The 17,966-nt window shown below is 69.4% G+C and carries 16 protein-coding genes and 2 tRNA genes; 8 read left to right on the top strand and 10 right to left on the bottom strand.

Features of this window, described 5'->3' with window-relative positions:
• Window positions 1-72: 72 nt before the first annotated feature.
• The gene (locus AB0P07_RS20700; protein ID WP_365552560.1) at window positions 73-252 is read right to left on the bottom strand and encodes a hypothetical protein; all 180 of its coding nucleotides are present in this window, start codon (window positions 250-252) and stop codon (window positions 73-75) included.
• Between the two features lie 742 nt (window positions 253-994).
• On the opposite strand from AB0P07_RS20700, the gene AB0P07_RS20695 reads away from it, so the two are divergent.
• The 3 genes from AB0P07_RS20695 to AB0P07_RS20685 all read left to right on the top strand — a co-directional run bounded on the left by AB0P07_RS20695 (window position 995) and on the right by AB0P07_RS20685 (window position 3,284).
• Window positions 995-1,807: a GntR family transcriptional regulator gene (locus AB0P07_RS20695; RefSeq protein ID WP_365552558.1), complete on the top strand. Its 813-nt coding sequence runs from the start codon at window positions 995-997 to the stop codon at window positions 1,805-1,807.
• Complete coding sequence (locus tag AB0P07_RS20690; RefSeq protein WP_365552557.1) at window positions 1,804-2,553, top strand: glycosyltransferase; 750 nt, start codon at window positions 1,804-1,806, stop codon at window positions 2,551-2,553. Before AB0P07_RS20695 ends, AB0P07_RS20690 begins: the two co-directional genes overlap by 4 nt.
• A 323-nt stretch (window positions 2,554-2,876) precedes the next feature.
• Window positions 2,877-3,284, top strand: a complete 408-nt coding sequence (locus AB0P07_RS20685; RefSeq protein ID WP_365552555.1) for a CBS domain-containing protein — start codon at window positions 2,877-2,879, stop codon at window positions 3,282-3,284.
• A 147-nt stretch (window positions 3,285-3,431) separates the two neighbouring features.
• On the opposite strand, the gene AB0P07_RS20680 is transcribed toward AB0P07_RS20685, so the two are convergent.
• Window positions 3,432-4,883: a catalase gene (locus AB0P07_RS20680; protein WP_365552554.1), complete on the bottom strand. Its 1,452-nt coding sequence runs from the start codon at window positions 4,881-4,883 to the stop codon at window positions 3,432-3,434.
• Window positions 4,884-5,036: 153 nt separating this feature from the next.
• Between AB0P07_RS20680 and AB0P07_RS20675 the strand changes: the two genes are divergently transcribed.
• Complete coding sequence (locus tag AB0P07_RS20675) at window positions 5,037-5,453, top strand: Fur family transcriptional regulator (RefSeq protein ID WP_365552552.1); 417 nt, start codon at window positions 5,037-5,039, stop codon at window positions 5,451-5,453.
• A gap of 50 nt (window positions 5,454-5,503) precedes the next feature.
• Window positions 5,504-5,577: transfer RNA gene (locus AB0P07_RS20670), tRNA-Met, on the top strand.
• Between the two features lie 269 nt (window positions 5,578-5,846).
• Here AB0P07_RS20670 and AB0P07_RS20665 read toward each other — a convergent pair.
• From AB0P07_RS20665 to AB0P07_RS20655, 3 genes are all read right to left on the bottom strand, one after another.
• Complete coding sequence (locus AB0P07_RS20665; RefSeq protein ID WP_365552550.1) at window positions 5,847-7,676, bottom strand: sel1 repeat family protein; 1,830 nt, start codon at window positions 7,674-7,676, stop codon at window positions 5,847-5,849.
• 240 nt (window positions 7,677-7,916) lie between these two features.
• Window positions 7,917-7,990 (bottom strand) — tRNA-Met (locus AB0P07_RS20660).
• Window positions 7,991-8,077: 87 nt separating this feature from the next.
• Window positions 8,078-11,086, bottom strand: coding sequence for a UPF0182 family protein (locus AB0P07_RS20655; protein ID WP_365552922.1), 3,009 nt, complete (start codon window positions 11,084-11,086; stop codon window positions 8,078-8,080).
• Window positions 11,087-11,250: 164 nt separating this feature from the next.
• Here AB0P07_RS20655 and AB0P07_RS20650 point away from each other — a divergent pair, with 164 nt between their 5' ends.
• Window positions 11,251-11,793 carry a PPA1309 family protein gene (locus tag AB0P07_RS20650; RefSeq protein ID WP_365552548.1) on the top strand — a complete coding sequence of 181 codons (543 nt, stop codon included), beginning with the start codon at window positions 11,251-11,253 and terminating at the stop codon, window positions 11,791-11,793.
• A 41-nt stretch (window positions 11,794-11,834) separates the two neighbouring features.
• Here AB0P07_RS20650 and AB0P07_RS20645 read toward each other — a convergent pair whose 3' ends face one another.
• The 4 genes from AB0P07_RS20645 to AB0P07_RS20630 form a co-directional block, all read right to left on the bottom strand.
• The gene (locus tag AB0P07_RS20645; protein WP_365552546.1) at window positions 11,835-12,929 is read right to left on the bottom strand and encodes a PDZ domain-containing protein; all 1,095 of its coding nucleotides are present in this window, start codon (window positions 12,927-12,929) and stop codon (window positions 11,835-11,837) included.
• A 73-nt stretch (window positions 12,930-13,002) separates the two neighbouring features.
• Window positions 13,003-13,167 carry a hypothetical protein gene (locus AB0P07_RS20640; protein WP_007444545.1) on the bottom strand — a complete coding sequence of 55 codons (165 nt, stop codon included), beginning with the start codon at window positions 13,165-13,167 and terminating at the stop codon, window positions 13,003-13,005.
• A 119-nt stretch (window positions 13,168-13,286) separates the two neighbouring features.
• A complete protein-coding gene (locus tag AB0P07_RS20635; RefSeq protein ID WP_365552544.1) occupies window positions 13,287-13,745 on the bottom strand; it encodes a molybdenum cofactor biosynthesis protein MoaE in 459 nt (152 codons plus the stop codon).
• A 117-nt stretch (window positions 13,746-13,862) separates the two neighbouring features.
• Window positions 13,863-14,984, bottom strand: coding sequence for an SDR family oxidoreductase (locus AB0P07_RS20630; RefSeq protein WP_365552542.1), 1,122 nt, complete (start codon window positions 14,982-14,984; stop codon window positions 13,863-13,865).
• Window positions 14,985-15,176: 192 nt separating this feature from the next.
• On the opposite strand from AB0P07_RS20630, the gene AB0P07_RS20625 reads away from it, so the two are divergent.
• The gene (locus AB0P07_RS20625; protein WP_365552540.1) at window positions 15,177-16,631 is read left to right on the top strand and encodes a zinc-dependent metalloprotease; all 1,455 of its coding nucleotides are present in this window, start codon (window positions 15,177-15,179) and stop codon (window positions 16,629-16,631) included.
• Complete coding sequence (locus AB0P07_RS20620) at window positions 16,628-17,143, top strand: NUDIX hydrolase (protein WP_365552538.1); 516 nt, start codon at window positions 16,628-16,630, stop codon at window positions 17,141-17,143. The genes AB0P07_RS20625 and AB0P07_RS20620 overlap by 4 nt, the downstream gene beginning before the upstream one ends.
• Window positions 17,144-17,203: 60 nt before the next feature.
• Here AB0P07_RS20620 and AB0P07_RS20615 read toward each other — a convergent pair whose 3' ends face one another.
• Window positions 17,204-17,959, bottom strand: coding sequence for an AIM24 family protein (locus tag AB0P07_RS20615; protein WP_365552536.1), 756 nt, complete (start codon window positions 17,957-17,959; stop codon window positions 17,204-17,206).
• Between the last annotated feature and the right edge of the window lie 7 nt (window positions 17,960-17,966).

Genomic DNA, 17,966 nt, shown 5'->3' with positions numbered 1-17,966 from the left:
CTGAAGTAGTCGATGCGCGCCCCGGCCGGGAGTCGAACCCGGCCTTGCGACCATCGGGGCTGTGGGACGGGATCAGCGCTGGCCGCGACGCTCCAGCTCGCGGGCAATGTCGTTCTGGTCGGCGATGGCCCCGAGAGAGTTGGCGCCGCCGGCCCGCTCACGGTTGATCAGCTGGTACTCGTTCCGCAGGTCGTCAGTGCTGCGGTTCTTCATGGCGGCCACGGCGAGGGAAGGGCTGGTTCGGAAACGCATTTGAACTCCTCTTGGACTGACTGATGTGGGTCGTGCGTGCCCCGGCCGGGAGTCGAACCCGGCCTTGCGACCATCGGGGCGATAGATCAGCGGACCGCCCCCCGCAGGTACGGGTGCGGACCACGGGGGCGCTGCGGGAGCGGTTCCTTCGTCTTCTCGTGCTCGGAGTCGGCCATCACCGGCCGCCCCGGGCACGGGCGTTGTCCTCGCTGCGCTTGTTCGCCTCAGCCGCCCTACGGGCCAGTTCCGCCCGCTCCGCGTCTGTCAGACTGGTAATCACAGGTGCCTCCAACACAGGTGCCTGTACCGCGCCGCCCGGAGTTACCGCTCCGGGCGGCGCTCTCGTGTGGAACCCCTCCGGTTCCCTCATCGCTGCACGTTCGAGACGTGCAGCGGAGGCAACCGGCCGCAACAACCGTGCTGCGGAGAGGTCGATGCGCGACGTTGGCCACGCGGCCGTCTTTTCGACTCGGGGAGACGGGGCCCACCTATGCAGTTCTCAATGAACGACCAGCTCAGGGCCCCAACTGCACGAGCTATCCCGAACCGACACCAGACCAGCCCGAATGGGCCGTAGGCCTGACACACCACCCCGACCAGGCCCGTTTGTCCCGGGACTGCGAGCGGCGCAAGATGAGAGTGACACGATGTCCTGGGACTGTCAACAGTCCCGGGATAGCAGTCAATCCCGGGACTGTGATTCACTGGCTGGGTTGATAGGCGAGGCGAGAGGGGTTTCCGCATGGCACCCAAGACACCGCAGTGGCGTGGGCTGGCAGATGAGATCGCGCGGGAGATCGCAGCCGGCACCGCCGGGTACCGGCCCGGCGACCAGCTGCCGCAGATTCGTGACCTGGTGGCCCAAGGCAGGGGATCGAAAACCACAGTCCTAGCGGCGTACAAGGCGCTGGAGACCGAAGGCCTGGTCACGATGGTTCGAGGGCACGGCACCAAGGTGCGCACAGTCCCACCGCACCTCGTCCGAGAGCCGCAGGAGCGGTACGTGTGGGAGAAGAGGCTGGCGCAGCGGCCTGACGCAGTGCGCCGGGACAACGGCGTAATCGACAAAGACGCCGGAATGGACCACGACCAGATAGAGACTCACGCGACGTTCAGCGCCATCCCCGCTGACGCGGAGCTGGCTGAACGGTTCGGAGTCAAGCCGGGCTCCCTGATGCTGCATAGAAAGTACTGGCACAGCACCAACGGAGACGCGACCGCACTATCACTCATCGACTCCTACCTCGTCCACGAGGTAGCTGCCCGTAACCCCGATCTCCTGGACAGCTCTAAGGAACCTTGGCCTGGCGGTACACACCATCAACTGAGCACGATCGGGATCGAGATCGACCGAATTGACGACGCCATCAGGACCCGGGTGGCAACCCAAACGGAGGCTCGCAAGCTGGGGATTCCGATGAATAGCGCGGTCTTTTTGCTCGACAAAACCAGCATCTCCACCAACGGTGACGTCGTTGAGTACTCGCGCGTGGTGCTTCCTGGCGAGCGGACAGAGTTCCGCTACTCCGTGCCCCTGGAAAGGTGGGTTCAGTGAATCGCACCATTTCGATCGTGACGCCGGTTCACGAGGCGGCGGTCGAGTTCCTCCCAGCAGCCTTCACTTCCCTCCAGGCCCAAGAGCTGCCGCACGGGTGGGAGTGGGAGTGGCTGATCCAAGTCGACGGTGGCAACGAGACGGACGTGCCGGCCGACATCCGCGCAGACCCCTGCGTGAAAGTGGGAGGCAACAGACGCGGGGGGCCGGGCGTAGCCCGGACATTGGCATGGGGTCGCAGCCATGGCGAATTGGTAAAGGTTCTCGACGCTGACGACATCCTGCCTAAGGGAGCACTCGGCCGAGATATTGAGACGCTTGAGGAGAATCCATCCGTCGGATGGACTGTCTGCCGAGTACTCGACCTCATGCCGGACGGAACACTCCAGCACTACACGCTTGGCGATCCCGAGCCGGGCCCGCTCATACGCGGCGAGCTATACGCCTACTGGGCAAGCACACACCGTCCCATGGTCCACCCCGCATCGCTATGCATCCGCGAAACCCTCCTTGCGGAAATCGGGGGATGGATGGCCCTTCCGGCATCCGAGGACACAGCCCTCTTGATGGCCCTTGACGTGATGGCCGATGGCTGGTTCATCGGTGAGGCGGGCCTGCATTACCGCAAGCATCCAGGGCAGACGACGGCCCACCCGGATCATCGGGGCGGCGCCGAATGGGAAGCCCGGATGGGAGCGATCCGCAAGCACGCTGATGCCCTCGCTCTTCGGCACTCCTCTGCCTGACGGGGCACCGGCCGCCCCCGGGAAGACCGGAGGCGGGCCAGTGCCCACACTCGGGCCGTCTGTGGGCCGTCTAACGGGAACCAACGACGCCCCTCAACGACCAAAGACAACCGCTACGACGCAGTTGGGAAGCGGGATGCAGAGCATCCCTGCACCCCATCGACTGAGCCGATCAAAACCAGCGCTACTGAGCGCCCCCCGACTCGCCCTCCGCGCCCCCTTGTTGACCGTCGCTTTACCTGCCACTCTGAGGGTTCCCCCACTTGTGAACTTGTGAATCCATGAACTAACTCATGGATCACCGGCAGGAGGTGGCTCCACCCATGCTCGTCCGCGAAGTCATGAGCACGGTCGTCCTCACCATCGGTCCCGCCCACACGCTCCGCCAGGCCGCCGCCCTGATGTCCGCCCGCCGCGTCGGCGCGGCGGTGGTGTACGACCCCGACGCCGACGGCATCGGCATCCTCACCGAGCGCGACGTCCTGGTCTCCGTGGGCCGGGGCCAGGACCCGGACGCCGAGCGCGCCCACGGCCACACCACCACCGACGTCGTGTTCGCCGCACCGACCTGGACCGTGGAGGAGGCGGCGGCCGCGATGGCACACGGCGGCTTCCGCCACCTCATCGTCCTGGACGGCGGTGAGCCCGTCGGCATCGTCTCGGTGCGCGACATCATCCGCCGCTGGGCTCCTGCCCGCGCCCCGCACAACGCGCCGGTGGTGACCGCCTGACGGAACGGAGCAACGTACGCACGGCCGCCCGGAACGCACGGCCGACCCGGACGCCCGTTGCGGACACACGACCCGTACGACAAACGGGCCGGACCCCCTACCCGGGGATCCGGCCCGCCGCTACGGCAAGCGGTCCAGTGCAGGATGTCAGCCGCGCAGGGCCTGGACCGCGGCCTCCAGCCGCTTGCCGAAGTCACCGTCGGCCTGACGGAAGTTGCCGATCGCACGCTCGACGATGTCGTCGCGCGAGACGCCGGAGAGAGCGCCGGCCAGGTTGCCGATCAGCCGCTCCTTCTCCTCGTCCGTCATCAGCCGGTAGAGGTTGCCCGCCTGGACGAAGTCGTCGTCCTCGGCGTGGGAGGGCGCCTCGGTCTCGCCGGTGACGCCGGAGACCGGGACCGGCTGCCACAGGGCCCGGCCCGTCTGGACGGGGCCGCCGAAGCTGTTCGGCTCGTAGTTCTTCGCACCCTTGTGTCGACCGTCGTACAGGTGGCCGTCACGGGAGTTGGTACGCGCCACGGTGGCGTGCGGGCGGTTCACCGGCAGCTGGTCGGCGTTGATGCCGACGCGGTAGCGGTGGGCGTCGCCGTACGCGAAGAGGCGGCCCTGCAGCATCTTGTCCGGGGACGGGCCGATGCCGGGCACGAAGTGCGCCGGGGAGAAGATCGACTGCTCGACCTCGGCAAAGATGTTCTCCGGGTTGCGGTTGAGCTCCAGCCTGCCGAACCAGACGATCGGGTAGTCCGCGTGCGGCCACACCTTGGTCAGGTCGAACGGGTTGAAGCGGTACGTCGCCGCTTCGGCCACCGGCATGATCTGCACGCCGACGGTCCAGGACGGGAAGTCGCCGCGCTCGACGGCCTCGCGCAGGTCGCGCTGGTGGGAGTCGGGGTCCTCGCCGGCGAGCCTGTCGGCCTCGGCCTGGGTGAGGTTCTTGATGCCCTGGTCGGTCTTGAAGTGGTACTTGACCCAGAAGGCGTCGCCCGCCTCGTTGTTCCACTGGAAGGTGTGCGAGCCGAAGCCGTCCATGTGGCGGTAGGACGCCGGGATGCCGCGGTCGCCGAACAGCCACGTCACCTGATGCGTCGACTCCGGCGACAGGCTCCAGAAGTCCCAGACGTTGTCCATCTCGGTCGAGCCCGTGTAGGGGTCGCGCTTCTGGGTGTGGATGAAGTCGGGGAACTTGACGGCGTCCTTGATGAAGAACACCGGGGTGTTGTTGCCGACGAGGTCGTAGTTGCCCTCCTCGGTGTAGAACTTCAGCGAGAAGCCGCGCGGGTCGCGGACGGCGTCCGCCGCCCCCAGGTTGCCGGCGACGGTGGAGAAGCGGAGGAAGGTCTCCGTCTCCTTGCCGACCTCGGAGAGGAAGGCGGCGCGCGTGTAACGGGTGACATCGGCGGTGACCGTGAAGGTGCCGTAGGCGCCGGCGCCCCGGGCGTGCACGACGCGCTCCGGGATGCGCTCACGGTTGAAGTGGGCCAGCTTCTCCAGCAGGAGCTGGTCCTGGACGAGCACGGGGCCGCCGACGCCCGCCGTCTCACTGTTCTGGTTGTCGGCTACGGGAGCACCAGTCTCCGTAGTGAGCGGTCCCTGAGTCACGAGCTCCTCCTGTGCCGGTCCTGGCAGTACTGCACGTTCTACTCCTTGGCCAATACTGCTCCCGATCCTATAATGGACAGTGTCTAAGTCAAGCAGGACTCCAAAGTCACACCCGTTCGGGACCTGGTCCCCCTTGCTGTTAGGCTGGTCGGTATGAGTGACCTTCTGGAACGGCTGCGTGGTCGCGGATGGCGCATGACCGCGCAGCGTCGCGTAGTGGCCGAGGTCCTCGACGGCGAACACGTCCACCTGACGGCCGACGAGGTGCACTCCCGAGCCGTGCACAAGCTCCCCGAGATCTCCCGGGCGACGGTCTACAACACCCTGGGCGAGCTGGTCTCCCTCGGCGAGGTGCTGGAGGTCGCGACGGACAAGCGCGCCAAGCGCTACGACCCGAACGCCCACCGGCCGCACCACCACCTGGTCTGCGCCCAGTGCGGTGCGATCCGCGACGTCCACCCGACCGGCAACCCACTGGCCGACCTCCCCGACTCCGAGCGCTTCGGCTTCACGGTCTCGGAGGTCGAGGTCACGTACCGCGGCACCTGCCCGAACTGCGCGGCGGCGTGAGCGCGGATTTGCTTCTTGTCTTCGCCTTGACGTAGTGTTCCATTCACCGACGCGGGGTGGAGCAGCTCGGTAGCTCGCTGGGCTCATAACCCAGAGGTCGCAGGTTCAAATCCTGTCCCCGCTACTGAAGTCCTGGGGCCGGAATCCAAACGGATTCCGGCCCCAGGCGCGTTTGCAGGAACTACGGCCAGTCGCATGCCGTCGTAGCTGCGGGCAGTCGTGCCGTTGGGGCGGCACGGGTGGGCGCTGGGGGTACCTCCCAGGCCGTTCTGGGGGAGGCACCCCGCCAGCGCCGGGCCGCGCACCCACCCGCGACCCACTCCAACGCCGGGCACCTACAAAACGGCGCCCAGCTCAGCCCAGCGTGACGCGTCACGCGTCACGCGTCACGCGTCACGCCGACAGTTCCTGCCGCAACGCGTCCCGCAACCGCGCCGCCCGCTCCCCCACCTCCGCCGGCCCCAGCGACACCGCGAGGTCCGCCCACCGCTGCCCCTCCGCCAGCTCCCCGCGCCGCGCGAACACCAGCGCCAGCCGCAGCGCCGCCCGCCCGTGCCCGGCATCGGCCGCCCGGCGCCACCACACCACGGCCTCCGGCTCGCTGCCCTCACGGGCCAGCAGCAGCCCCAGGTTGAACGCCCCGTTCCGCGACCCGGCCTCCGCCGCCTGCCGGTACCACCGCGCGGCTTCCACCACGTCGCCCCGCGCCGCGGCGAGCATCCCGACCCGCACCTGGGCCCGCCGGTGCCCCTGGGACGCGGCCCGCTCGTACCACTCCTCGCACTCGGACTTCTCCTGCGCCGGCTCACCCAGTTCGTGCGCGGGCGCGGGCGGCCGGCGCGCGTCCAGCACCGTCGCCAGCCGGTACGCCGCCTCCGCGCTGCCACCCCCCGCCGCACAGCGCAGGAACCGCTCCGCCTCGCGCTCGTCCCCGCCGCGCAGCCGGGCCATCCCGACCTGGAGCGCGGCCTCGGTGTGCCCGGCCGCCGCCGCCCGCTCGTACCAGCGCAGCGCCGCCCGCTCCTCGCTCCGCCCGGCGTGCAGGATCCCGAGGTTGAAGGCGGCGTCGACGCTGCCCGCCTCGGCGGCCTTGGAGAACCAGGGCTCGGCACCGGCCTCGTCCCCGGCTCGCAGCAGCAGGATGGCCAGCGCGTTGGAGGCCTCCCGGTGTCCGGCGTACGCGGCCCGCCGGTACCACTGCTCGGCCTGCGTGGTGCGCCCCTGCTCGGCGCAGAGCAGGCCGAGGTTGTAGGCGCCGTTGTCGTCGCCGGCGTCCATCGCGGCCCGGTACCAGCGTTCCGCGGTCTGGGTCTCGCCGCGCTCGGCGTGCAGCGCGCCGAGGGCGTTGGCGGCGTTGCCGTCGCCGTCCTGGGCGGCACGCAGCCACCACACGGCGGCGCTCTCCGTGTCCCCGGCGTCGCGCAGCAGGAAGCCCAGCGCACAGGCGGCGCGGGCCTCGCCGTCCTTGGCGGACGTGAGGTACCAGCGACCGGCCTCCTTGAGCTCGCCGCGCTTCTCCAGGATCGTCCCGAGGTGCAGTGCGCCCCTCCGGTGGCCGCGTGCGGCGGCCTGCCGGTACCACTGCTCGGCCTCGTCGGCGGCCAGGGCGGCCGCCTTGTCGTCACCGCCGTCGCGCCGCCCGGCCCGCCGGTCCAGCGTCCGCGCCAGCCGGTACGCCGCTTCCCGGTGCCCATGCTCGGCGGCGACCCGCATCCAGCGCGCGGACCCGGTGCCGTCGCCGCGGTGCTCCAGCAGGTCGGCGAGCGCGTAGGCGCCGAGCACATGGCCCTGCTCGGCCGACTGGCACAGCCAGTACTCGGCGGCGGGCTCGTCCCCCCGTTCGCGGAAGTGCCGGCCCAGCGCATGCGCGGCGGCGGCGGATCCGGCGACGGCGGCGATGCGCCACCATCCGGCGGCCTCGTCGGCGTACCCCCGCTGGTGCAGCAGGACGCCCAGGTTGTTGGCGGCGGCCCGGTCACCGGCCGCGGTGGCGGCACGCAGGTGGGACTCGGCTCCGTCGAAGTCCCCGCGGCGCAGCAGCAGCGCGCCGAGCACGCTCATCGCCTCGACGTCACCGCCGTCGACGGCGAGCCGCAGACGCACTTCCTCGGCGGCCTCGTCGGCGGCTTCCTGAGCCTCGTCCGCGGCCTCCTCCCGATCCGACGGCTGACCGGACGGCTGCGCAAAACGCCCCGTCCCGAACAGATTTGCCATGTCCCCCATAACGTTCATCGTCGCACCACCCGCAACCTCGGTACATCCGGTATACCGCAGTCAGTGAGGTCACTTCAGCGTTTTGTCGACATGCCCACAGGGAGACAAGTCAAACACGGATCTGCCCAACTCCCCTTGGCGGCGCGGCCGTCGTGTCCGCCGGTACATGCGTTCGCACATCACGAAGGCCCGGACTCCTTGTGGGAATCCGGGCCTTCGTGGTCGTTCGCCATCAGCTCACGACGTCAGTAGCGGGGACAGGATTTGAACCTGCGACCTCTGGGTTATGAGCCCAGCGAGCTACCGAGCTGCTCCACCCCGCGCCGTTGTGTGCACAACCCTAGCACGGCGCGGAATGGGCTTTGACCAGCCTGAACGCCAGACGCGAACGCCAGACGCGAGGCGGGCGGTCAGCCGGTGTCCGACCCTCCGCCGGCGTCACCGGTCGGGGTCGCGTCCGGACTGGGCTTGTCGCCCCCGGTCTTGTCCCCGCCGTTCTCGTCGGCGGTGTCCTTGTCGCCGTTCTTGTCACCGGCGCTCTGGTCGGCCTTGGCCTGTGCGTCCTCGGCCCGCTGGAGCGCCTTCTCCAGGTCCTCCTGCGCCTTGGCGTACGCGGCCAGGTCCTTCTGCTCCAGGGCCTTCTGCCCGGCGTCGAAGGCCTTCTGCGCATCGCTCAGCGCTTCCCGGACCGTCGGGTTGGTGGACGACGGCGGCGGCGGCTGGGTGGTGTCGTCGTCGCCCTCGTCAGCCGGTGGCTGTTCGTTCTCGGCGGCCTGGGCTCCGAAGACCTTGTTGAGGGCTGCGTCGAGCGTGTTCTCGAAGGCGGTGTTGCCCCCGTAACTCACCAGGACCTTGCGCAACAAGGGGTACTTGAGGTCACCACCGCGCACGTAGACGGGTTCGACGTACAACAGCCCGCCGTCGAGCGGCACCGTCAGCAGGTTGCCGTACTCCACCTCCGAGTCGCCGCCTCTCAGCAGCCTGATGGTCTCGGCGATGTCCTGCTCGGAGTTCAACTGGCTCTGGACCTGTTTCGGCCCGTTGACGGTCGTACTCGTCGGCAGTTTCAGGATTCTGATCTTGCCGTAGTCGCTCGTGCCCGCCTCGGCGTCGACCGCCATGAACGCACTGAGGTTGTCACGCCCGTTGGGTGTGAACGTCGTCGTCAGCGAGAACGCCTGGGCCTTCTGGTCGGGCATCTTCATGCTCAGGTAGTACGGCGGCACGGCGTCGCCCGACTTGTTGGTCGGGTCGTCCGGCACCTGCCACACCTCGCTGCCGCTGAGGAACGTGTTGGCGTCCTTCACGTGGTAACGGGTGAGCAGCTCGCGCTGGACCTTGAAGAGATCCTGCGGATAGCGCAGGTGCGCCATCAGCTCCTTGGAGATCTCGCTCTTGTCCTTCACCGTGCCCGGGAACGCCTTCTTCCAGGTCTTCAGGACCGGGTCCTGGGTGTCCCACTCGTACAGCTTCACGTCACCGCTGTACGCGTCGACGGTCGCCTTCACGGAGTTGCGGATGTAGTTGACCTGGTTCTGCTGGGCCACCACCGCGCGCGAGTTGTTGTTCGCGGTCAGCGAGTCGGCCGTGGTGTCGCCGAGCGTCGTCCGTGAGGCGTACGGATAGCCGTTGGTCGTGGTGTAGGCGTCGACGATCCACTGGATGCGGCCGTCCACCACCGCCGGGTAGGCGTCGCCGTCGATGGTCAGCCACGGGGCCACCGCCTCGACGCGCTCCTTGGGCGTGCGGTTGTACAGGATTCGCGAACCGTCGCCGATCGCACCGGAGTAGAGGATCTGCGGCTCGCTGAACGCGGCCGCGTACGCCGCCCGGTTGACCGGGTTGGACAGGTCGATGCCGCCGTCGCCCTTGTAGCTGAACGTCTTCTCCCCGGTGTCGTCGGAGTAGTCGATCTCCTTCTGGGGACCGCCGACGATCGAGTAGGTGGTGGTCTTCTCGCCGTAGTAGATCCGCTGCTCGTACTTCCCGAGGTCGCCCTCGGAGGGCAGGTTGGACTCGGTGAAGACCGGACGCCCCTCGGAGTCGACCGCCGTTCCCTTGGCCGCGACCACACCGTAGCCGTGCGTGTAGCGGAAGTGGTTGTTGATCCAGTTCTTCTTCGGGATGCCCGCCAGGTTCAGCTCGCGCAGCCCGATGACCGTGTCCTGGTCCTTGCCGTCCTTGGAATAGCGGTCGACGTCCAGGTTGGTCGGGAACGCGTAGTAGTTACGCATCTGCTGGAGCTGCTGGAAGGTCGGCGAGATGACGTTCGGGTCCATGATGCGGATGGACGCCGCATCGTTCACGTCGTCCCGGAGCTTGGTCTTGTCCGTGGTCTGGCTCTTGCCCGGGTACTCGCTGACCTGAGTGCCCTCGATGCCGTACGCCTCGCGCGTGGCCGCGAGGTTCTTCTCGACGTACGGCGCCTCCTTGGCCTGCTCGTTGGGCTGGACCTGGAACTTCTGGACCAGCGCCGGGTACAGGCCGCCGATGAGGATCGCGGAGAGCACCATCAGGCCGAAGCCGATCACGGGCAGCTGCCAGGTGCGCCGCCACAGGGTGGCGAAGAACAGCAGCGCGCAGATGACCGCGATGCAGAACAGGATCGTCTTGGCCGGCAGGTAGGCGTTGGCGTCGACGTACCTGAGGCCCGTCCAGTTGTCGGTCGCCTTGAAGTCGCTGGACTTCACCGCGAGGCCGTACCGGTCGAGCCAGTAGGCGACCGCCTTGAGGGCGACGAAGACGCCGATGAGCACCGACAGGTGCCCGGTGGCGGCGGCCGTGGCGCGCGCGCCCGGACTCGTGACGCGGAGCCCGCCGTACAGGTAGTGGGTGAGCGCGGCGGCGATCACGGAGATGATCACGGCTGCGAAGCCGAAGCCGAGCAGGAACCGGTACCAGGGCAGGTCGAAGGCGTAGAAGGAGACGTCCAGCTTGAACTGGGGGTCCTTCTGGCCGAAGGGCACGCCGTTGACCCACATCAGCCAGGTCCGCCACTGGCCGGAGGCCGAGGCGCCGGCGATCAGGCCGACCAGGGCGGTGATGCCGAGCAGCAGCCACTTCTTGTACGGGGCGATGCCCATCCGGTACCGGTCGAGATTCTGCTGCTCCATCGACATGGCGCTCAGCGGCGGCCGCAGGCGGTGGGCCAACCAGATGTTGAACCCGACGGCGAGCGCCATCAGCAGGCCGAAGACGAGGAAGAGACCGATCTTGGTCCACAGGGTCGTGGTGAAGACCGACGAGTAGTTGACCGACCGGTACCAGAGCCAGTCCGTCCAGAATCCCGCGAACATGGTGAACGCCATGAGCAGCACGGCGAGGACACCAAGTGTCAGCAGCAGGGTTCGGACACGCCGGGACGGGCGGCCCACTCTGATCCGCGGCCCCGTCGGGGGGCCTCCGCCGCGGTCCGGCATCTGGAAAGCCAAGGTGCGCACCTCGAAGTTCGCTGTTGATCCGTCAGGCCCTCGGGTTCGCGGGCCCCCCGTGCGCCCCCGTGATCGCGGGCCCACACTTATGCAACTTACTCATCGTTTACTCGGTTCCCGATTCCGGCCATGAACGAGGCAGGATTGTGACCATGTCCAACACCCCCATGGCAGCGAGCCCCCTCACCCGGGCCGTACTCGAGATCGACGAGTACGTCTCCGGCCTCGGCTGGGACCAGCCCGCACGCCTCTTCGCACTTGTCGACACCGCACGACTGAAGGCCGACCAGCCCTCCCTCGCGGACCGGCTCGGTCTGCGGGACGAGACGGAGTCCTCCGGCCTCACCCCGATCGAGCAGGACGAAATTCCAACGGACCAGGCGCTCGACGAGTTCCTGGGCACCATCGCCTGGCCCGATGCCGTGGTCGGCTGTGCGCTCGCCGTGGAGCGCCTGATGCTGCCGCCCTCCGCCGAGGCCCAGGTGCCCCAGGGCCTGAACGACAAGAAGCTCGCCCAGTGGGTGGCGGAGCACCCGGACCGTCAGGAGGTCCGCATGACGGTCGCGGTGCTGCGGGACGGCGCCCGCGACTCGGCCCTGCGGCTGCGGGAGAAGGACACCGCGACGGAGGTCCTGACGGGCTCCGACCTGGTGCCGGGTCTGGCCGAGGCGCTGACGGCGACCTTCGCGGAGTAGGCCCCCGGACGCCGGGCTGCCGGACGCCTGTGCCGGGAGGACTACCCCTCGGTGCACTTCGGCAGGTCGGCGGTCTTCCCCGAGCGGATGTCCTTCAGCGCGCCGAGGGCGTCGTCGATGGTGTCGACCTTCACCAGGGTGAGCCCGTCGGGGGTGTCCTCGGCCGCCGCCGCGCAGTTGTCCGCGGGGGTCAGGAAGTACTGGGCGCCCTTGTCGTGCGCGCCGATGGTCTTCAGGCCGATGCCGCCGATCGGGCCCACCTTGCCGTTGTCTTCGATCGTCCCGGTGCCGGCGACGAACTTGCCGCCGGTGAGGTCGCCCGGGGTGAGCTTGTCGTAGATGCCGAGGGCGAACATGAGGCCGGCGCTCGGGCCGCCGACGTCGGCCAGCTTGATGTCGATCTCGAACGGGAAGGTGTGATCGGTCCCGGCGGAGATCCCTACGATGGCGCGCTTCTCGCCGGCGTCCTCGGAGGTCTCGGTGGTGATCGTGACCTGCTGCGTCTTCGTCGCCGTCCGGCCCTCCTTCTCCGCGGCGGCCTGCTCCTTGGCGGGCACGACCGTGAAGACGGTGTCCTCGCCCGGCTCGTGCTTGGTCACCAGCTCGGCGACGTCCGCGGGCTTGTTCACGGTCGTGCCGTCCACGGCCTTGATCACGTCCCCGGCGTGCAGCCTGCCCTGCGCCGGTGAGTCCTTGACCACGGTGGAGACGACCACCCAGGACTTCACCGGGATGTCCAGCGCCTTCAGGGCAGCGACCTTCGCGGTCTCCTGGGAGTGGCTGAACTCCTCCGCGTTCTCCTGGGTGGCCTCTTCCTCGGTCTTGCCGTCCGGGTAGAGGGTCTCGTGCGGCACCACGCTGTTGTCGTGCGCCAGCCAGCCGTAGACGGCCTCCACGAGGTTCATCTTGTACTCGGCGCTGGTGACCCGGACGGTGGTCATGTTCAGATGACCGCTCGCCTCATAGGTCTTGCGACCGGAGATCTGCAGCACCGGCTCGCCGTCGTGGTCCCCGAGCGTGTTCACCGTCGGCCCGGGGGACATCTCCGAGTAGGGCACGGGGATGAAAACACCCGCGCACAGGAGCGCGATCAGCATCAGGGTGGAGGCGAGCATCGTCGCGGTGCGGCGTGGCATGGCACGACAGTACGGGACGTGACTGTCGGAACACCGTCAGGGCTGCGGTCGTCAGGCGCTCGTCGGACGGGCGTCAGGCACCCGTGCGGGGCTTCTCCATCGCCTCACGGAAGCGGGCGTACCCGTCCAGCTCGGGGCCGTCGCTCCGTGCCTTGCGGGTCCGGTTGGCCCAACTGCCCCACAGGCCCGCACCGACAGCGGCCACCAGCGGAATCAGCAACCAGGCAAGCGCTGCCATGCCGACCTCCCAACCCCATGAGTGTCCGCGACTGACTGATCAGAAGATTAACCATTCGCAGTGACAACGCTCACGCCGGGGTGCGGGTTACGCAACCGGAGGTGACGGCGGCGAAAGCGCTACGCGCCCACCCATTCCTCGGTTCCGTCGGAGAACGTCTGGTGCTTCCAGATCGGCACCTCGTGCTTGAGGTCGTCGATCAGCTTCCGGCAGGCGTCGAAGGCCTCGCCCCGGTGCGGGCAGGACACGGCGACGACCACCGCGAGGTCGCCGATCTCCAGGTCGCCCACACGGTGCAGCGCCGCGAGCGCCCGTACGGGGTACTCCGCGACGACCTTCTCGGCGACCCGCCGCATCTCGGCCTCGGCGCTCGGGTGGCACGAGTACCCGAGCCGGTCGACGTCGGTGCCCCCGTCGTGGTTGCGCACGGTCCCCACGAACAGCGCGGTACCACCCGACGCGTCGTCCCCGACCGCGCCGAAGACCTCGTCCACGGACAGGGGCGTGTCACGGATGCCGATCAGCTTGACGGGGTCGGCTGCGGCCCGCTCGCCGGGGTGGTCGTTCGTGGTTGCCATGCGTCCATCGTGCCCCACGCCGCGTACGGCGTGGAATAGCGTGATCGCCCGGCACGCGCACGTGCGGCGTTGGAGCCTCCTACAGCGGCCGCCCGCAGGGGGCCGACGGGGCCCGCCTCAGATGCGGCGCCGGGCCTTCCGCGCGCGGCGGACCACCGCGGCGGCGCCCAGCAGTGCCACCGTCGCGCCCGCGGCACCCGCCGCCGTGGCGTCCTTGCGCCCGAGACGCCGGCCGGCGACCGTGTGCCGCCCCGAGACCTCCTCGAGCAGTTCCGCCAGGACCTCCTCGTTCGTGTGCTTCGGCCGCCATCCGGCGTCGTGGAGGCGGCTGCCGCTCACCACCCACGGGTACATCGTGTAGGCCAGGTCCCCGGCCGGGGAGGGCGTCAGTCCGATCCGGTGCAGCCGGGCCGCCGCGCCGAGCGCGACCGCCGAGGGCAGCTCCATGCGCCGGATGCCGCTGAGCTCCTCGACCTCCTCCTGCTCCAGCCAGCCGTCGCACCCGACGGCCAGCTCGCCGTCGGCCTTCTCCAGGACGGCGTACTCCAGGGCGCTGCACAGGTCGTCGACGTGGCAGAACTGCCAGGCCGGCCGGGACCCGGCCACGACCAGCAGCCGGGGCGACTCGAAGTACCTGGTCAGCGCGGTGTCCATGCCGCCGACCAGCACGGCGGGCCGGACCACCGTGACGTTGAGGCCGGGGTGCGCCCGCGGTGCGCGCCGCGCGAGCCGCTCAATCTCCAGCAGGTCCCCGACGCCCGTGGCCTCGGCCGTGGCGCGCAGTTCGGCGTCCTCGGACAGCGGCAGCTCGTTGTCCGGGAGGGCGCCGTAGACCATCGCGGAGGTGCACAGCACGACCCGGTGCACACCGGCCGCCGCGGCGGCGGTCAGCACGGTCTGGGTCCCCCGGACGTTGTAAGCCGTACGGGCGGCCGCGTCGGTCTCCAGGTCGAGGTCGAGCGCCAGGTGCACCACAACGTCCGCACCTCGGAGTTTCTCGGCGATGGCGGGGTCCCGTACGTCCAGGATCTGCCACTCGGCCGCCTCGCACCCACCACGTCGTTCGTCTATGGCCACAACCTGTCTGACCTCGTCGGACGCGGCGAGCCGCTCGGTGAGCAGCGCCCCGACCCCGGACGCGGCACCGGTGACCGCTACGACGGGTCCGCGCGCGCCGGACCGGGCGGAACTGGTTGACTGGTTTCGCGCTGCGCGAACCTGCGGGTCTGGGGAACTCACCGGGCGTCTCCAGAGGTTGTCTTCAGTACGAGCGCGAGCGACGCGTGCGTACCAGGTGGCATCCATCCTGCCGCAGGCCGTCAGTCGGCGAAGCACCGAGGCCCGATCGGCTTCGGGTGTCTACGCTGGGTGGTGAAGTCGGGCAGCCGTGCCGCCGGAAAGAACCGGCGGCCCTACCAGCCGAGGAACCCCGTGAGTGACACCCCATTCGGATTCGGCCTTCCGCCGGAGGAGCCGGACGACGGCGACGAGGGCAAGAAGAAGGACCAGCAGAGCGGCGGTGGTCAGGGACCGGCCAACCCGTTCGGTTTCGGGATGTCCGGAGCCGGAGGCCTGGGCGGCCCCGGCGCGGACAACCCGTTCGCTGCCATGTTCGGTTCCATGAACCCCAACGACCTGGGCGCCGCGTTCCAGCAGCTGGGCCAGATGCTCTCCTACGAGGGCGGCCCGGTGAACTGGGACATGGCCAAGCAGATCGCCCGCCAGACGGTCTCCCAGGGCACCCCGGACGGCCGCAAGGACGCCAGCGTCGGCCCCGCCGAGCGCAATGCCGTTCAGGAGGCCGTACGCCTGGCCGACCTGTGGCTGGACGACGCCACCGCTCTGCCCTCGGGCGCGGGCACCGCCGTGGCGTGGAGCCGCGCGGAGTGGGTCGAGGCGACCCTGCCCGCCTGGCGCGAGCTGGTCGACCCGGTCGCCGAGCGCGTCGGCAACGCCATGGGCGACGTGCTGCCGGAGGAGATGCAGGCCATGGCCGGCCCGCTCATCGGCATGATGCGGTCCATGGGCGGCGCCATGTTCGGCACCCAGATCGGACAGGCCGTCGGCGTGCTCGCCGGCGAGGTCGTCGGCTCGACCGACGTGGGCCTTCCGCTGGGCCCGGCGGGCAAGGCCGCGCTGCTGCCGGCGAACATCGAGTCGTTCGGCAAGGACCTCGGCGTGCCGCAGGAGGAGGTCCGGCTGTATCTCGCCCTGCGCGAGGCCGCCCACCAGCGCCTCTTCGCGCACGTGCCGTGGCTGCGCTCGCACCTGTTCGGTGCCGTCGACGGCTACGCGCGGGGCATCAAGGTGGACACGGCCAAGCTGGAGGACGTGGTCGGCCAGTTCGACCCGCAGAATCCGGAGCAGCTGCAGGAGGCCCTCCAGCAGGGCATGTTCCAGCCGGAGGACACCCCGGAGCAGAAGGCGGCCCTGGCCCGTCTGGAGACGGCCCTGGCGCTGGTCGAGGGCTGGGTGGACGCGGTGGTGCACGCAGCCGCCAAGCCGCGGCTGTCCTCCGCCGACGCGCTGCGCGAGACGCTGCGCCGCCGACGCGCCTCGGGCGGTCCCGCGGAGCAGACCTTCGCCACGCTGATCGGCCTGGAGCTGCGCCCGCGCCGGCTGCGCGACGCCTCCCGCCTGTGGGCGTCCCTGACGGACGCGCACGGTGTCGACGGCCGGGACGGTCTGTGGGCACACCCGGACATGCTGCCGACCGCGACCGACCTGGACGACCCGGACGGCTTCGTGCACCGTGAGCAGCTCGACTTCTCCGAGCTGGACAAGATGCTCGGCGAGGCGGCGGGCAAGCCCGACCTGAAGAAGAAGGACCAGGACGGGACCGGGGACGACGGCCGGGGCGAGGCCAAGGGCGACGAGGGCGAGTGAGCCTCCACGACGACGCGGTCCTGGTCCTGAAGGGATACGAGGGCCAGGACGAGTTGCGCCAGGTCTACCTGGACCATCTCGCGACGCACCCGGACGGCATGTGGAAGGCGTGCGCGGACGGGCACGTCACCGCGAGCGCTCTGGTGATCGACCCCTCGCACGGACGGGTCCTGCTCACCCTGCACAAGAAGCTGCGCATGTGGCTGCAGATGGGCGGCCACTGTGAACCGGTCGACGAGACGCTGGCCCGGGCGGCCCTGCGCGAGGCCACGGAGGAGTCCGGCATCGCCGGTCTGACGCTGCTCCCCGGCGGCCCCGTGCGGCTGGACCGCCACCACACGCCCTGTGCCTGGCACCTCGACGTCCAGTACGCGGCCCTGGCTCCCGAGGGGGCCGTGGAGGCGATCAGCGACGAGTCCCTCGACCTGCGCTGGTTTCCGTACGCCGAGGTCGCGGACGTGGCCGACGAGTCGGTCGTGCGCCTGTTGGAGGCGACCCGCGCCCGGCTGTGACCGGTAAGGGGTGACCGCCCTTGCGATCACCCCTTACCGAACTGCGGCCGTGTCCCGTGTTCAGCTCCAGACGTTGCCCTGGTTCTGACCGCGGGCGCCCTGCTGGCCCATGCCGTACTGGGCGGCGAGACCCGAGCCGACCTGCGCGTTCTGCGGCGGCAGCAGCTCGCTGGGCTGGACGAGCGCGAAGCCGCTGCCCATGAAGCTCAGCTCCCAGCCCTCACCGGTGTTCCCGCGGCGCCGCCACACACCGGAGGAGTGCGTCTGGGCCTGCATCTGCACACGCAGTCCGGTGGACCAGGCGACGATCGCGTCCGCGTCGCAGTTGACGTACTTGTCGGGCGTCACCTGCAGGAACAGCGGGGAACCGGAGGTCATCAGGGCGACCTTGCCCCGGCCGGTGATGTTGAGCTGGTACTTCCCCGAGCCGGAGATGCCGTAGAGGCTGTCCACCGCGATGACCTCGTGGTGGAGGTTCGAGTCCATGGCGAGCACGTAGCTGCTGTCGACGGTGAGTCCGTCCTGGTCTACGTCGACCACGTGGACGCACTGGGCGAGGTTGGAGAAGTAGACCGTGCCCTGCCCGTGGCAGCGCATCAGGTCCAGGCCCTCACCGGTGCGCGCACGCGCGCGTGACTGGCTGTTGCTCTGGTACTCGGCGTCGAACTCGACGAGCCCCTGGTAGGCGACCATCGTGCCCTTGCGGGCGAGCACGTCGTCGTGGCCCGTCAGGGCGACGCGGAGCATGTGCTTGTTCTGCAGGCTCCAGGCTTCCTGGGTCTGCTGGTCGTTGTAGGCGAAAATCGGGCTCTGCATGATGTTC

The organism is Streptomyces sp. NPDC085944, assembly GCF_040686295.1.
GTDB classification, from domain to species: Bacteria; Actinomycetota; Actinomycetes; order Streptomycetales; family Streptomycetaceae; genus Streptomyces; species Streptomyces salinarius.
This window is presented reverse-complemented; position numbering and strand designations above follow the sequence as displayed.

Coding starts and splice junctions, on each gene's coding strand:
- AB0P07_RS20700 (WP_365552560.1), bottom strand. CDS start 252: ATGCGTTTCCGAACCAGCCCTTCCCTCGCCGTGGCCGCCATGAAGAAC.
- AB0P07_RS20695 (WP_365552558.1), top strand. CDS start 995: ATGGCACCCAAGACACCGCAGTGGCGTGGGCTGGCAGATGAGATCGCG.
- AB0P07_RS20685 (WP_365552555.1), top strand. CDS start 2,877: ATGCTCGTCCGCGAAGTCATGAGCACGGTCGTCCTCACCATCGGTCCC.
- AB0P07_RS20675 (WP_365552552.1), top strand. CDS start 5,037: ATGAGTGACCTTCTGGAACGGCTGCGTGGTCGCGGATGGCGCATGACC.
- AB0P07_RS20665 (WP_365552550.1), bottom strand. CDS start 7,676: ATGGGGGACATGGCAAATCTGTTCGGGACGGGGCGTTTTGCGCAGCCG.
- AB0P07_RS20655 (WP_365552922.1), bottom strand. CDS start 11,086: ATGCCGGACCGCGGCGGAGGCCCCCCGACGGGGCCGCGGATCAGAGTG.
- AB0P07_RS20650 (WP_365552548.1), top strand. CDS start 11,251: ATGTCCAACACCCCCATGGCAGCGAGCCCCCTCACCCGGGCCGTACTC.
- AB0P07_RS20645 (WP_365552546.1), bottom strand. CDS start 12,929: ATGCCACGCCGCACCGCGACGATGCTCGCCTCCACCCTGATGCTGATC.
- AB0P07_RS20640 (WP_007444545.1), bottom strand. CDS start 13,167: ATGGCAGCGCTTGCCTGGTTGCTGATTCCGCTGGTGGCCGCTGTCGGT.
- AB0P07_RS20635 (WP_365552544.1), bottom strand. CDS start 13,745: ATGGCAACCACGAACGACCACCCCGGCGAGCGGGCCGCAGCCGACCCC.
- AB0P07_RS20615 (WP_365552536.1), bottom strand. CDS start 17,959: ATGCAGAGCCCGATTTTCGCCTACAACGACCAGCAGACCCAGGAAGCC.